Here is a 12,726-nt window from a genome sequence, read left to right as displayed (position 1 = left end):
TTCACCCTATTAGAGCCGTCGCTACGCATTTCTAGATGCCTCAATAACTAGCCACTTGAAATGTTCAAGTGGCTAGTAGAATTAGCATCAACGGCTGAGTTTAGTGATTATTTTATATTTTTTAAAACTCATACTATTTTGATAGTAAACAATATTCTCTAATGTATATTTGAATAACAACAATCAATTTGAACAATCATTCAAAATAAACTTGAGCGAGCGTTCAAATTGATTTATAGTGGTCTCAATTCGAAACGCAACACTCCTAAATTTATTTATCTAGAAGAGAGAATATTATGACTGCATTTACTATTCACACTGTAGACACAGCACCAGAAGACAGCAAAGCAATGTTAGAAGGCGCTAAAAAGCAAATGGGTATGGTACCTAATTTATTTGGTGTGTTGGCAGAATCTCCAAGCACGTTGCAAGCTTACCAACAGTTACATCAGGCTTTTTTAGACACATCATTTAACCCTGAAGAGCTAACGGTTGTATGGCAAACCATTAACGTTGAACACGAATGTGGCTATTGTGTACCAGCACATACAGGTATTGCACATTCAATGAAAGTAGACCCAGCGTTAACTGAAGCATTACGTAATAAAGCGGCGATGCCAACTGCAAAATTACAAGCGTTACAAGATGCGACATTAAGTATCGTACGTAACCGCGGTAACATTTCTGAAGCAGAACTAGCAGCATTTTATGCCGCAGGTTATGGCCAACAGCAGGTGTTAGAAATCATTTTAGGCTTGTCACAAAAAGTGATCAGTAATTACACCAACCATGTAGCAAAAACACCGGTTGACGATGTATTCAAAAAGTTTGCTTGGTAATTCTTTACCAACATTGTTACCGACATTTTTATCGACATTTTTATTAAAGATTATCATCCACGATAAGTCGATGAATGTATGACTTCATAATACCAATGCCCGCGTTATCGCAAATGGCATTGGTATTTTTTTATCAGGTTTTAGTGAACAAAACGCACTTGAACAGATGAGGACCACCAAATGACAGCAAAGATTAAACTCGATATTATTTCAGATGTTGTGTGCCCTTGGTGCATCGTTGGTTATAAACACTTAGAAGCGGCGATAAATGAACTTGGGCTACAAGATCAAGTTGAGATTGAGTGGCAACCATTTGAACTTAACCCTAACATGCCTGCTGAAGGTGAAAACCTGCGTGAGCATTCAGCCAGAAAATACGGCACAACTCCAGAAGGTAGCGTTCGTGCACGGGCTAACATTACCCAACAGGGGGCTGAACATGGCTTTATTTTTGACTATTTTGAACAGATGAAAATGGTTAACACTTTAGACGCTCATGTGCTGTTGGAATACGCTAAAGAAGTGGGTAAGCAAACTGAGCTTAAACTGCGTTTATTCAGTGCCTTTTTTACCGAACATAAAGATATTTCAAACCGTGAAGTGCTGACCGCTGAACTCATTGCGGTGGGTATTAATGCCGCTGAAGCCATAAGTTTACTTGATAACGCAGCAGTGGCTGAACAGGTTCGCGCCAAAGAAGCCCATTGGCAGCAACTCGGTATTTCGGGTGTGCCCACGGTCATTTTTAACCAATCGAGTGCATTAACTGGCGCGCATCCAGTTGAAGCGTATAAACAAGTTTTGGCTGATTTAGTCGCCCAGCGCTAATACGCTAGGACAACATCGTTTGAGTATTGTTATTCCGAGTTTAGGTTACTTATACCTGAGCCACGCTAATCACCTGTTTGGTTGATGCAGTAATAACCACTGGGATTGATTTTGAGGTTGGGGTGTAAGAGCCAATTCCGACGCTGTTGATTGACACCAGTGGATTCGTCTCTGGGTAATATGCGGCAATGTTACCGCGTGGAATATCGTAATAAACCACGCTAAAACCACAGACTTTGCGGACGATATTATCGTTGGCAATAGACTGTATATCAACAAGTTGGTCTTCAAGAATATTAAGTTGAACAGCATCTTGTTGGTTCATAAACAATACATTCCGCTTGCCTTTAATACCGCGATACCGGTCGTCCATGCCATAAATAGTGGTGTTGTATTGGTCGTGAGATCGCAAACTTTGCAGTAAAAAAATAGCTTGTTGTTCGGCGGATGACGCAGTTGTTTGTGCATTGCTTGAACAATCTGCAATAACTGAATTTGGCAACTGACTAGGATTAAATTGAGCTAACTGGTTAGTGGTATTCCAAATAAGCTCAGCAGCGCTATTCCCCAGATAAAACCCGGCAGGTTGCTCGATACGTTGATTAAAGTCACTAAAGCCGTCGATGGTACTTTCGATAAGCTGACGGATTAGTGCATAGTCATCACGTAATGCCAGCCAATCTAGTTTATTTGCGGCATGGTTTGTTGAGTTTAGCTGAGTCGAGCCGGAATGGTTAAATGTTGCATGAGCCATTTGAGCGACAATATCAATTTCAGATAAACATTGTTCTGAGGCGGGTTCGGTCATGCCTGTTGAAGCATGAACCATGCTAAAGGTATCTTCAACGGTGATTTTTTGAATGCCGCTTTGCTGCTTGTCTAATTCAGTGCGGCCTAAACAAGGTAAAATTAAGGCGTCGTGTGTTACTTGTAAGTGGCTGCGATTAAGCTTAGTGCTGATTTGAACATTCAGTTCAGCATTGCGCATTGCTTGATATGTAAAATCAGTATCGGGCGCCGCAGCCGCAAGGTTTCCACCTAAACAAATTAGCACCTTACTCTGTTTACTGTGTAGGGCTTTAAGGGCTTCGACCACATTGTGGCCCGCTTGCCGCGGTAAGCTGGTAGACAAATGTTGTTCTAAGCGGGTAATAAAAGCGGCAGACGGCTTTTCATTAATGCCCATAGTGCGGTTGCCTTGCACATTACTGTGGCCGCGAACAGGGCATAATCCGGCGCCTTTTTTACCTATTTGACCACATAGCAGATGCAGATTAACGACTTCACGAATAATGTCGACCGAATGCTTATGTTGAGTTAAGCCCATTGCCCAGCAACTGATCACGGTTTTGCTGTCACTGAACACGGTAGCGGCCTGAATAATCTCTGCTTTTGTTAGTCCAGATTGTTGTTCTATTTTATCCCAGCTAGTGTGTGTGACACTGTGTTGATAATCTTCAAAAAATGCACTGTGCTGCTGTATAAACTCATGATCTATTTTATCTGGACGTTGTTCAATAATAAATTTAGCCATGCCTCGCGCAGCGGCCATATCGCCGCCTAATTTAGGGGTTAAATACAAATGGCTGATGGTAGTGGCTGCTGGTGTGAGCAATTCTATAGGACTTTGTGGACTGGCGAACTTTTCTAAGGCAACTTCTTTAAGATTATTGAAAGTGACAATTTTACCCCCTTTTTTGGCGGCCTTGCGCAGAGTATTCATCATTCTTGGGTGGTTGGTGCCAGGGTTTTGGCCAAACACAAAAATGGCTTCGGCGGCATCAAAATCTTCTAATACTACCGTGCCTTTACCTATTCCAATGGCGCTAATTAATGCGACACCACTAGCTTCGTGGCACATGTTAGAGCAATCGGGAAAGTTATTGGTGCCATAAAGCCGGCCAAACAGTTGGTAGAGGTAGGATGCTTCGTTACTGGCGCGTCCAGAAGTGTAAAATTCAACTTGGTCAGGGCTACTTAAACTGTTGAGCTTGGTGGCGATAATCGAAAATGCCTCAGACCAGCTTACTGGTTCATAGTGATCTGTTATCGCATTAAAGCGCATTGGTTCGGTTAAACGCCCCTGATACTCTAACCAGTAGTCGGTCTGTTTTGTTAGTTGGCGTACCGAATGCTGAGCAAAAAAATCGCGACCAACGCCTTTACCTGTTGATTCCCATGCCACGGCTTTAGCACCATTTTCGCAAAACTGAAATGCACCTTGTTTGTTATCGCCCCATGCACAACCGGGGCAATCGAAGCCATCAGTTTGATTAACACGGAGTAAGTTTTTAAGGTTTTGCTTAGTGTGTTGGCTGCGAAGTACATGAGTAAATGTGGCTTGCAGTGAAGGGAATCCGCCGGCTTTGGTTGGTTTTTGGTGATGACTAGACATGAATTTCTCCGATAGGGCTCAGCGATAGACGATTAACATTGAAGTGAGAGTCGTAACTGGAATAATAAATAGGCGCTGAAAACTTGGGTATGTGAATAATGTTGAGGTTGTATTTTAGTGCCAGCTTGACCGCGAGTTGGCTTGGCGAAGCTAGACTAATAAGATTGTTAGCGCCAAACAGCACCGCTTTATGGATCAATTCACTGCTACAACGACTGGTGATTAATAAGGTATTACATGATGTTTTTTGAGCCGCGGTTGTTTGCCTTATTAACATGCCGATAAGTTTATCGAGTGCATTATGACGGCCAATGTCTTCACGACAGGCGATAATGTCGCCTTGGGCTGTTAACGCTAAAGCCGCATGTATCGCACCACTTTGTTGAGCTTTTATTTGGCTGTCGGCAATGCGTTGTTTTAAGGTCTCAAGGTTATTAATGTCAATGGGGCGAGTGACCGGAAGAATAGGTAATTGAGGCAGTGCATGCTCTATTGCTTCAACACCGCAGATGCCGCAACCTGTAGCACCCACGAACCGACGTTTTTTACTGTTTAAGGCCGACAGACAACGATTGGCGATAGTCACTTCAACCATAAAGCCGCTATCTGATGGCGTTATTTGAATGTCATGTACGTCATGATCGTATTGGATAATGGCTTCGGAAAATAAAAAACCAATCGCAAAGTCTTCAATATCATCAGGAGTGACCATCATCACAGCATAGTTAATCCCGTTAATATTAATGGCGGCAGCCGCTTCCTCTACCAGATGTTCAATGGGTGGCAACCATTTGTATGAAGCATTCATGTGTATAGACTCAAAACCTGACGTGGATCACAGTTTAGGGGGCGCTAATACACAAAGCCAATCAAACAAATTTATGCGGTGATAGTTTTTATCTATTAATATGATGGAATTGATAGGTAGACTTTGAAGGGTGTATGAACCTGAGACAGTTACATTATTTTTATGAATTAGCGCAGTTTAAGCATTTTGCTAAAGCAGCCAAAGCTTGCCATATTACCCAGCCGACTTTGTCTGCCAGTATAACCGCGTTGGAAAAAAGTTTTGGTACCGAGCTAGTGGTGCGCGGCAGTCAGTTTGTTGCGTTAACCGATGCTGGACAGATTGTATTGCGCTATGCAGAAAAAATGCTGTTAGATCAAGCGGCGTTAAAACAAGAATTGAGTGTGTTTAGTGGGCCCTTAATCGGCTCTTTGAGGATTGGCATTGTGCCGCAGTCGAGTGTCGATATTATGCCGATAATTAAAGCATTCAATGAACTGCACCCTAATATTGCCGTGACGCTATTAGTGACCACCAATGAAAAGCTGATTGAACAACTGACTTTGCATCAAATTGATATCGGTTTAGGGTTTGATGAAAACCTTACTGAGGCGAATCGTCGCACGTTTCATTTTTATCCGCAGATTGATAATGATATGGCGGTATTATCAACCCAAGCACTTGTTAATCAACTCGACACTACTGCGCTAAGTGATAACCGATTAACCCTTAATAATTTGCAACGTTTACCATTGGTGTTGTTGAGCCAAAATATGCAGTTTAGGCAATACATTGATAATGCGATGGCAAAAACGGATTTGCACTTTAATGTGGTGTTAGAAACCGACTCGCTATTTCATCTAGTCAGCGCGGTAAAACACAATATTGGCTACGCGATTGTCAGCAGCGGTATTGCAAAATCGGCTCAGCAGTTATTCAATCTGCATTACCGACAATTGCAAAGTATTGAATCGGGTAATACCGTGTTTATTACCCGTAAATACAGTGTCTCACCTGCGATGCGCGAATTTGTGAGTCTGATTGAAATAAGGTGATTTTTGCAGATGTCTTGCCGTTAAAGCGTCATGCTAGCAAGTTCAGATAGGCGTGGATGTTGTTAATATCGCATCGTTCAACTTGGCTGGTGGCATCTTAACGGCAGCAAAGATAACACCTGTTAATGACAACGCTGCTTTTTGGGTGTCATAGCGGTCCTAAAATAGCTGTCCTAAAATTGATGTCTTAAATGATTGCAACTTAACTTGGGTTTATGTTTGCTGCAAGCCTGTGATTGTTGATATAATAGCGGGCTAAAAAATTTATCTATTTACAGACTTTTTTATCTCGCAATCACTGCCACATCGCCTGCAGGAATAACTATGATTAACCACTTTAGCGTACTGGGCGTCAGAGCCAATGCCAAAGAAGATGACATAAAAAAAGCCTATAAACGTTTATCGAACAAGTATCACCCTGACAAATTACTTGGGGCGTCTGACGATGAAAAACAACAAGCATCTGTTCAGCTCCAACGAGTCAAAAAAGCTTACGAAGTGTTGTCAGATAAAAAGCAGAGAAATGCTTTTATCAATGATTTTAACAACGTAATTGTTACCGATCCTACAGCCGCTATGCGCGGATTGTGGGACGAATATTATTCCTGAGTATCCCATGGCTAAACATCTTAATATCTCACGCATTAATGAGCTAAAAAATAATGCCAATGACAATATAGAATCTTACAACGACCCTGATACGCCAAATGCACTGGCAAAGTTTACTAGCCAAATCAGAGAGATATTGTTGGCCGATCCTGGGATGCTAGATTCAGTCCCTGAATATTTACCTGTCGCGCTTTATGAAAGAGTTAAGTTCTCGCCTGAGTCAAAGCGCCAATGGGCGCATTGGATTAGCTTAAATATTCACCCAAGCTGGGATGAATTTAAAACGACGATTGCGTTTAACAACGCCGATCTTCCTCTGGCGCTTGCGGTACGTAAATATAACGAAGATTTGCTTATCGAAAGTTGTGCCGTGGTGTATTTATTAGAAACTCAGGGAGATACAGCGCCCAAGCCTGAGGAAGATGATTCTGATGGTCTTCATGAGCATGAACGTGATGAAAACGATGATGACGACACGGACTATGATAGCGATGAAGAAGGTTATTATGACCAATATGATGAGGATATCGAATGAACAGTCTCATTGAAATAACAGCCGCTGAAATACAAGAGCTGGCTAATGTTGAGCCTAAACAGGCCAGCAAGAGATTTGAATTGATTGCGACATCAATGTCAGATGATCAGTTGGTTGAAGTTATCGAGAAAATGGATATCGTCACGCTGACACAAATTAATAGTCAGCATGATATTTCGTGCCCATCTATTATGTCTGAGTTAATGACTCCAGAACAGATCCGCGACATTGTCTGCCAGCAGCCGCTTTATTGGGAAGAAAAAATCAAAAGTAATGCCGAAGAGTTAATGCAGCATACTTTTGATTTTATGACTTATCTTATTCGAATCCAAGACAGTGAAGAGAAACAAACCGCAATTTTAGAGTGTTTGGCTGAAGATCCTGCTGCGTTGTTTTATCTATCGATTCCGTTTATCGAGCTTATTTTAGGCGGTAGCAGCGGTGATGACGATGAGATAAATGACACTTTTGATGATGAAGCGGATGAAGAAACCGTGGGTTACTCAGATTGGCAAGCCGATGAAGAGGCACACAGTCTTAGCATTGATGACCCTCGTAGTTTATTAGCATTGATCCGCGATCGGGCGCCTAATGTTGAAAAAGCGATTAAGAACATGCTGCGTAACACCGGCTCTGACTGGCAGCTAATTATCAGCCAGTTTGCCAGCGAGTTAGTGATACAGGCGAAAGAAAAGAACCAGGTCACCGACGAGTATGCTGAAGTTGATGATATGTTTAGCTTTCTTGATTAAGGGTTCTGCAAATGCAATTGGTATTACGTGACGAAAATCAGGGTCCCTATCTGAGTCGGGTGTTGGCTTATGGCCGAACCGAAGAATTGCTCAGTAATGAGCAATTGGGACAGATCAAAGCGAAAGCCATTTTGATGAGCCTTAAGTTCGCTGATAAGTTTTATAACAAGTATAAAATGCATTTGCTTGAAGAAGCCGCGCAAGATGTCATTGGCATTGTTAGCATCGGCTTAATGGCATTATCGGACCAAAGTCAGGCTAATGCTATACGGTTGCTGCTGACTGATGACGGCGTAGTTAAGTCGTTCCAGAAGGGCTGGGGGATGCTAACTAAAGTTAGTCAACACAGGCTTCATGGTAAATCTGTTTATGGCGACGTGGATAAAGTGTTGCTTGATCAAGTCTCGAGTCCACCTGATTGTGACGAATGGCAAGGCTGGGCTTACTACCAAGAAGCATTAGCTGAGCATAATCGCCAGCAATCAATTAATGCCTTATTGGCACAGTTCTACATTGTCGGCACTTTTGATCCAATGGATTATATTAATCTAGAAAGTACTCTGGCAGAAGCCGTGTTATATCGGATATTTTTTGACGGTAAAAAAGTCCGTCAAGATCTTAAACGACGCATGGCTCGTATAGAACTTAAAGATGAATGGTTTAACCTCGAGTTTATCGAGCAACAAACTAAGGCAGCTTTAGCTGAGTTACCTAACGAGCTTGCTGATGCAATTCGTTTAGATTTAGGTAAGCATTTTAATGCTGCATTGTTACGGACGCTGCATTTCTCTCGTAGCTATCAAGAGTTGGCCATTCAAAATGCCTCTCCTGAACGATTGGAGCGTCTGGAATACAAAGAAGGCTTAATTGGTCTACTTGGTTGGCCAATTTATATCGACTTGTAGTTTAGCTTTAGGAAGCTTGCGAGTGAGCAAGCTTCCTACATTCACTGATTATGTCTGCCATTATTTACTTCCGGATTGCGCATCACTATAAAACCTTTCATTACCGTTATGTTGTACATCATTTATACTCAGCATTGAGTTAACAACGTTTTAATCTTATCAATAAATTATTCTAACTCACTGTTTTAAAAGCTTACTTAGAGGTTTTTTGTTGCAACGCTTTTCTTTCAAATGGCACTTATTGCAAATACTGTTGCTTCCCTATTCAACACTGACTTAATGGTTAACTTATTCATATAGCACAATATATGTAGGTTGTATCTTCTACTATCCGAGCGATACAGAGGTGTGGATAGTGTGGTGTCAATGGTATTAATGTTCACTGAAGAATTGTCTCGCTAATTGATTATCAAATAATTTTTGATAATGTTTAGCTTTTGTGGTGGTTCATTGGCAGTCATAATCCCAGTAATATAAGGCTTTGCTGATAAAGATCGTTAAAGTCGGCTATATTCTAAAAGGGTGTTGTATGAATATTCGCTTTGATCACTTGTCATTAAGTGCTAGAAATCCGCAAAAAATGAGCGATTTTCTCGTGGCGTTATTAGATTTAACCGTTGGTACTCGACCTAATCTTGAGTTTTCTGGTTATTTTTTATTTGCCGGTGACAAAGATGTGATACATATTTTTGCTAATCAGCAGCCAGATGTGAGCAATCAACTGTCGCAAAATGAGCAGCCGCAAAATATTGTTCATCATGTGAGTTTTTTCAGTGATGACTATCAAGATGTAATGGCAAGAATTGCCAAACTGGGCCTGCGCTATTCTATTAATGAAGTGCCAGGATCATTGATTAAACAAATTTTTGTTCGCGGCCCTGAAGGCCTCATTATTGAGATCCAAGCGTTGCCGAATGACTAATATGCTTTGTAGTTGTGTATGGTATTGGTTTTGTGTCATATTTTACCATTAAGTTAAGTCGTTTTTACGTCGTTGAGAGAGTGATGGTCGACAGTAATTGTTGATAATGATATTGGCTAACTAATTGATGGAGTTTATTTTACATCTGCTTTTCTGTTAGTTGTTAACGCGCTAATCGTTCTTTGGGCCGAGTCTGCTGCCTATTCCACCTTTTGTTTAATTGCTCCTAGGATCCAATATGCTGAGTAGCTTACGTGCTTATCGTTCGTCCATTATTTTACTGAGTGCCTTACTGCTGGGCGGATTGTTTGGCGGGTTATTTCCTGAGTGGGCTATCAAGCTTAAACCTATTGGGCAAATTTTCCTCAATCTATTATTTATGATCATCGTGCCTTTGGTTGCTGTGAGTGTGATGTCATCTATTGCTCACATGACCGATTTAAAGAAATTAGGCGCGATACTTGTGTCTATTATGGCAGTGTCGATTGTCATGGCGATTATTCCGTCAGTGGGCGTGGTGTTGTTGGCGTTAGCATATGATCCCGCGCAAGGGGTGACATTAGACTTAGCCAATACCGTAGATGCAGCCTCTGGCAGCATGGACTTTGTCAGCTTACTCACAACTAACGATTTTGTCGGGCTACTCTCTAAATCAAACATATTAGCGTTGATTATTATGTCGGTGATCGGCGGTGTGGCCATTGGTCAATCTGGTGAAGATGGCCAGAGAGTGGGGCGCATGCTAGACAGTTTAAATACTGTGATCATGAAAGTGATTTCGATATTAATGTATGTGGCTCCAATTGGACTTGGTGCTTATTTTGCCGCGACTATGGCAAGTCAAGATACTGAATTAATGGGGACGTTTGCGCGAGCTGTAGGGCTGTTTTTTGTGGCGATGGCTATTTACCTAACGTTAGGTTCGACCTTATATGCGTGGATTGGCGGTGGTGCACAAGGTGTGAAACGTTTTTGGCAACATATGCTCGAACCAGCTGTGACGGCATTAGGCACTAGCTCGTCGTTAGCGACATTGCCTGTGACTATTCGTAGTGCTGCTAAAATGGGCCTAAATGAGCAAATTGCAGAGATTAGCTTGCCGTTGCTAGTCAATCTCAATAAAGGTGGTGCAGCTGCTATTACCGCGCTAAAAATCGTGTTTATTTATTCGTTATTAGGGCTCGATTTTACGACCGATGTATTTATGCTGACGATTTTGATTTCGGTATTATCTGCGTTTGTGATTGGCGGAGTACCGGGCGGAGCATTTTTAGGTGAAATCTTTATTGTGACTACATTAGGTTTACCGATGGAAGTGATCCCCATTTTAGTCGTCATTGGGGCCATTACCGATGCAGCTTCAACGGTGGTTAATGTGGTGCATGATTTAACGGCAACGCAAATTATTGAACGCATCAATGGTAAAAATTATATTGTGGCTACGCCAACGAGCCGCTTACAAGAGTAAGCTTCAATATTCTGTTAATTAATGTTTATCCGATCAAGCTGCTGCTACACAGTTTCGCCCGCCAGACTTTGCCGAATATAAGGCTTTGTCTGCGCGGTCAAGTAAGCTGTGGGCTGAATCTTCTAGCCTGTACTGAGCTACACCTAAGCTGATTGTTAGCTCCATTCCTTTAATATTTTGCATGGCAATATATAGCCTTAACCTTTCGGTAAACTCAATCGCATCAGCTAATGTCGTGTTGGGTAACACCACCACAAATTCTTCGCCGCCCCAGCGTGCTAATAAGTCGTCGTTGCGCATTTGGTTTTGCAATAACTGCGCGAGTTGGCATAGCACTTTGTCTCCGATTAAATGGCCGTGATTATCATTAATTTGCTTAAAATGATCGATGTCGATAATCGCCACAGAAATAGGGTATTGAGTGACGGCTTGTTTACTGAGTAAATCTTGAGTGGTTTGATGGTTTGTCAGTGGATGGTCATCGGCATAAGGCTGGTAAATAATCGGTGCTTCGTCTGTTTGTTTTATCGCGTTAGTAGTCTCTGTTGTCATAGAGGTATTAGCTGCTGGTGTGGTCAGCAGTGTATCAAGCGCGAAATCGAGTTTTTCACGGTTATATAGTCCGGTGAGTTTATCGGTTTCAGCCATTTTTTGAATTTCTAAATTACGTAATGCCAGTTTTTTATAAGCGGAAAAGCGGGTTTTTTCGTAAAACCTAAACAGTAAAATTTGCGCAACACACACTTCAATAACGTTGAATAATGAACCTTTGCTAAACGTCACAGGTTGAGGATTCTGCGTTTGCAGGTAAACGAGAAAAGCACACACACTAAAGCAGATACATGAAATAAATGTGCCCCAGGTTCGTCCGATAAGAAAAAATGAAAAAGGCGGAATCAAAGTCGCCCAAAACAGTGAATGAGAATATCCCTTGGTCGATATCACAAATAACATAATCAAACTGGCTACCATGAGAGTAACAGCCCATGCGGTTATCTTTACATGTCCCGTACTGCGAAATCGATAGTAAATGCCCAATGAAATAACTAAGCCTGAACCGTCGAGTAAGGCATATTGATAACCTTCAAAATAGAACAAGTTGATCAGAGTCAGAATGAGAAAGTAACTCGTGGTAATGAGTAACGAATGCTCGATTAAACGGATACGCCAATAATCAGGGTGATCAGGCGGATACTGAGAGAATTGTTTGTACCAATATTTAATCATAAGCATTTTCCGAAGTGACATTAAGTGAACGTTAATCTTTGTAACTTGATCACCGTATCTTTCAATCCTTGAAAAGTGATACTTCAGCATAGGTAAAATATTAAAAAATAACCGTCTATTTAGACGGTTATTTTAAGGTATAGGTATGACAGGGCGATTATTATTTATAGTTTTGTTTCAATTAGCTTCAGAATGTCAAAACAGGCGCCCATGGTATGATAATCAGTGTTGCCGAATGGACTTTTTAGGTTATCTATCTTTTGGTTGTCTTGAGTTAACATGCTAAACCCTGCACCGGATCGATGAGCGACCAAGTGTTGCTACGTGCAATGCCAAATTTTGTCAAATGGGTATTTAACAGTGGCTTTTAAACTGTGGTTTTCAAACTTTGGTTATTTAACTGA

Annotated in this window: 12 protein-coding genes; 9 read left to right on the top strand and 3 right to left on the bottom strand. The window is 41.5% G+C overall.

Annotated elements, in window-relative coordinates; genetic code table 11:
* The first annotated feature begins 296 nt into the window (after positions 1 to 296).
* Positions 297 to 839 (top strand): carboxymuconolactone decarboxylase family protein, encoded by a 543-nt coding sequence (locus H5181_RS10615; protein ID WP_011636227.1) that lies wholly within the window; start codon positions 297 to 299, stop codon positions 837 to 839.
* A gap of 180 nt (positions 840 to 1,019) precedes the next feature.
* Positions 1,020 to 1,667, top strand: a complete 648-nt coding sequence (locus tag H5181_RS10610; protein WP_123883693.1) for a DsbA family oxidoreductase — start codon at positions 1,020 to 1,022, stop codon at positions 1,665 to 1,667.
* A 49-nt stretch (positions 1,668 to 1,716) separates the two neighbouring features.
* On the opposite strand, the gene H5181_RS10605 is transcribed toward H5181_RS10610, so the two are convergent.
* Both H5181_RS10605 and fdhD read right to left on the bottom strand, forming a co-directional pair.
* Positions 1,717 to 4,062: an FdhF/YdeP family oxidoreductase gene (locus H5181_RS10605; protein WP_182750993.1), complete on the bottom strand. Its 2,346-nt coding sequence runs from the start codon at positions 4,060 to 4,062 to the stop codon at positions 1,717 to 1,719.
* Positions 4,055 to 4,870: a formate dehydrogenase accessory sulfurtransferase FdhD gene (fdhD, locus tag H5181_RS10600; RefSeq protein WP_182750992.1), complete on the bottom strand. Its 816-nt coding sequence runs from the start codon at positions 4,868 to 4,870 to the stop codon at positions 4,055 to 4,057. Before fdhD ends, H5181_RS10605 begins: the two co-directional genes overlap by 8 nt.
* A gap of 134 nt (positions 4,871 to 5,004) precedes the next feature.
* Between fdhD and H5181_RS10595 the strand changes: the two genes are divergently transcribed.
* From H5181_RS10595 to H5181_RS10565, 7 genes are all read left to right on the top strand, one after another.
* Positions 5,005 to 5,904, top strand: coding sequence for a LysR family transcriptional regulator (locus tag H5181_RS10595; protein ID WP_182750991.1), 900 nt, complete (start codon positions 5,005 to 5,007; stop codon positions 5,902 to 5,904).
* 324 nt (positions 5,905 to 6,228) lie between these two features.
* Positions 6,229 to 6,513, top strand: coding sequence for a J domain-containing protein (locus H5181_RS10590; RefSeq protein WP_011636232.1), 285 nt, complete (start codon positions 6,229 to 6,231; stop codon positions 6,511 to 6,513).
* 7 nt (positions 6,514 to 6,520) lie between these two features.
* Entirely contained in the window at positions 6,521 to 7,048 is a 528-nt protein-coding gene (locus H5181_RS10585; RefSeq protein ID WP_011636233.1) for a hypothetical protein, read from the top strand.
* Positions 7,045 to 7,800 (top strand): hypothetical protein, encoded by a 756-nt coding sequence (locus tag H5181_RS10580; RefSeq protein ID WP_011636234.1) that lies wholly within the window; start codon positions 7,045 to 7,047, stop codon positions 7,798 to 7,800. The genes H5181_RS10585 and H5181_RS10580 overlap by 4 nt, the downstream gene beginning before the upstream one ends.
* A gap of 11 nt (positions 7,801 to 7,811) precedes the next feature.
* On the top strand, positions 7,812 to 8,705 hold the full coding sequence (locus H5181_RS10575) for a hypothetical protein (RefSeq protein WP_011636235.1): 894 nt from the start codon (positions 7,812 to 7,814) through the stop codon (positions 8,703 to 8,705).
* Between the two features lie 529 nt (positions 8,706 to 9,234).
* Complete coding sequence (locus H5181_RS10570) at positions 9,235 to 9,627, top strand: VOC family protein (RefSeq protein WP_123777311.1); 393 nt, start codon at positions 9,235 to 9,237, stop codon at positions 9,625 to 9,627.
* A 238-nt stretch (positions 9,628 to 9,865) separates the two neighbouring features.
* A complete protein-coding gene (locus H5181_RS10565) occupies positions 9,866 to 11,095 on the top strand; it encodes a dicarboxylate/amino acid:cation symporter (protein WP_011636237.1) in 1,230 nt (409 codons plus the stop codon).
* Positions 11,096 to 11,128: 33 nt separating this feature from the next.
* Here the strand turns inward: H5181_RS10565 and H5181_RS10560 are convergent, their stop codons facing one another.
* Positions 11,129 to 12,322 carry a GGDEF domain-containing protein gene (locus tag H5181_RS10560; protein WP_259397030.1) on the bottom strand — a complete coding sequence of 398 codons (1,194 nt, stop codon included), beginning with the start codon at positions 12,320 to 12,322 and terminating at the stop codon, positions 11,129 to 11,131.
* Positions 12,323 to 12,726 lie beyond the last annotated feature (404 nt).

This window comes from Shewanella sp. SG44-2 (assembly GCF_014164215.1).
Taxonomy (GTDB): Bacteria; Pseudomonadota; Gammaproteobacteria; order Enterobacterales; family Shewanellaceae; genus Shewanella; species Shewanella frigidimarina.
Note: the sequence above shows the minus strand (reverse complement) of the source record. Positions and strands in the feature narration are given on the sequence as shown.

Excerpts from the sequence above, each read along its gene's own strand:
- H5181_RS10615 (WP_011636227.1), top strand. The coding sequence starts at position 297 with ATGACTGCATTTACTATTCACACTGTAGACACAGCACCAGAAGACAGC.
- H5181_RS10610 (WP_123883693.1), top strand. The coding sequence starts at position 1,020 with ATGACAGCAAAGATTAAACTCGATATTATTTCAGATGTTGTGTGCCCT.
- H5181_RS10605 (WP_182750993.1), bottom strand. The coding sequence starts at position 4,062 with ATGTCTAGTCATCACCAAAAACCAACCAAAGCCGGCGGATTCCCTTCA.
- fdhD (WP_182750992.1), bottom strand. The coding sequence starts at position 4,870 with ATGAATGCTTCATACAAATGGTTGCCACCCATTGAACATCTGGTAGAG.
- H5181_RS10595 (WP_182750991.1), top strand. The coding sequence starts at position 5,005 with ATGAACCTGAGACAGTTACATTATTTTTATGAATTAGCGCAGTTTAAG.
- H5181_RS10590 (WP_011636232.1), top strand. The coding sequence starts at position 6,229 with ATGATTAACCACTTTAGCGTACTGGGCGTCAGAGCCAATGCCAAAGAA.
- H5181_RS10585 (WP_011636233.1), top strand. The coding sequence starts at position 6,521 with ATGGCTAAACATCTTAATATCTCACGCATTAATGAGCTAAAAAATAAT.
- H5181_RS10580 (WP_011636234.1), top strand. The coding sequence starts at position 7,045 with ATGAACAGTCTCATTGAAATAACAGCCGCTGAAATACAAGAGCTGGCT.
- H5181_RS10575 (WP_011636235.1), top strand. The coding sequence starts at position 7,812 with ATGCAATTGGTATTACGTGACGAAAATCAGGGTCCCTATCTGAGTCGG.
- H5181_RS10570 (WP_123777311.1), top strand. The coding sequence starts at position 9,235 with ATGAATATTCGCTTTGATCACTTGTCATTAAGTGCTAGAAATCCGCAA.
- H5181_RS10565 (WP_011636237.1), top strand. The coding sequence starts at position 9,866 with ATGCTGAGTAGCTTACGTGCTTATCGTTCGTCCATTATTTTACTGAGT.
- H5181_RS10560 (WP_259397030.1), bottom strand. The coding sequence starts at position 12,322 with ATGATTAAATATTGGTACAAACAATTCTCTCAGTATCCGCCTGATCAC.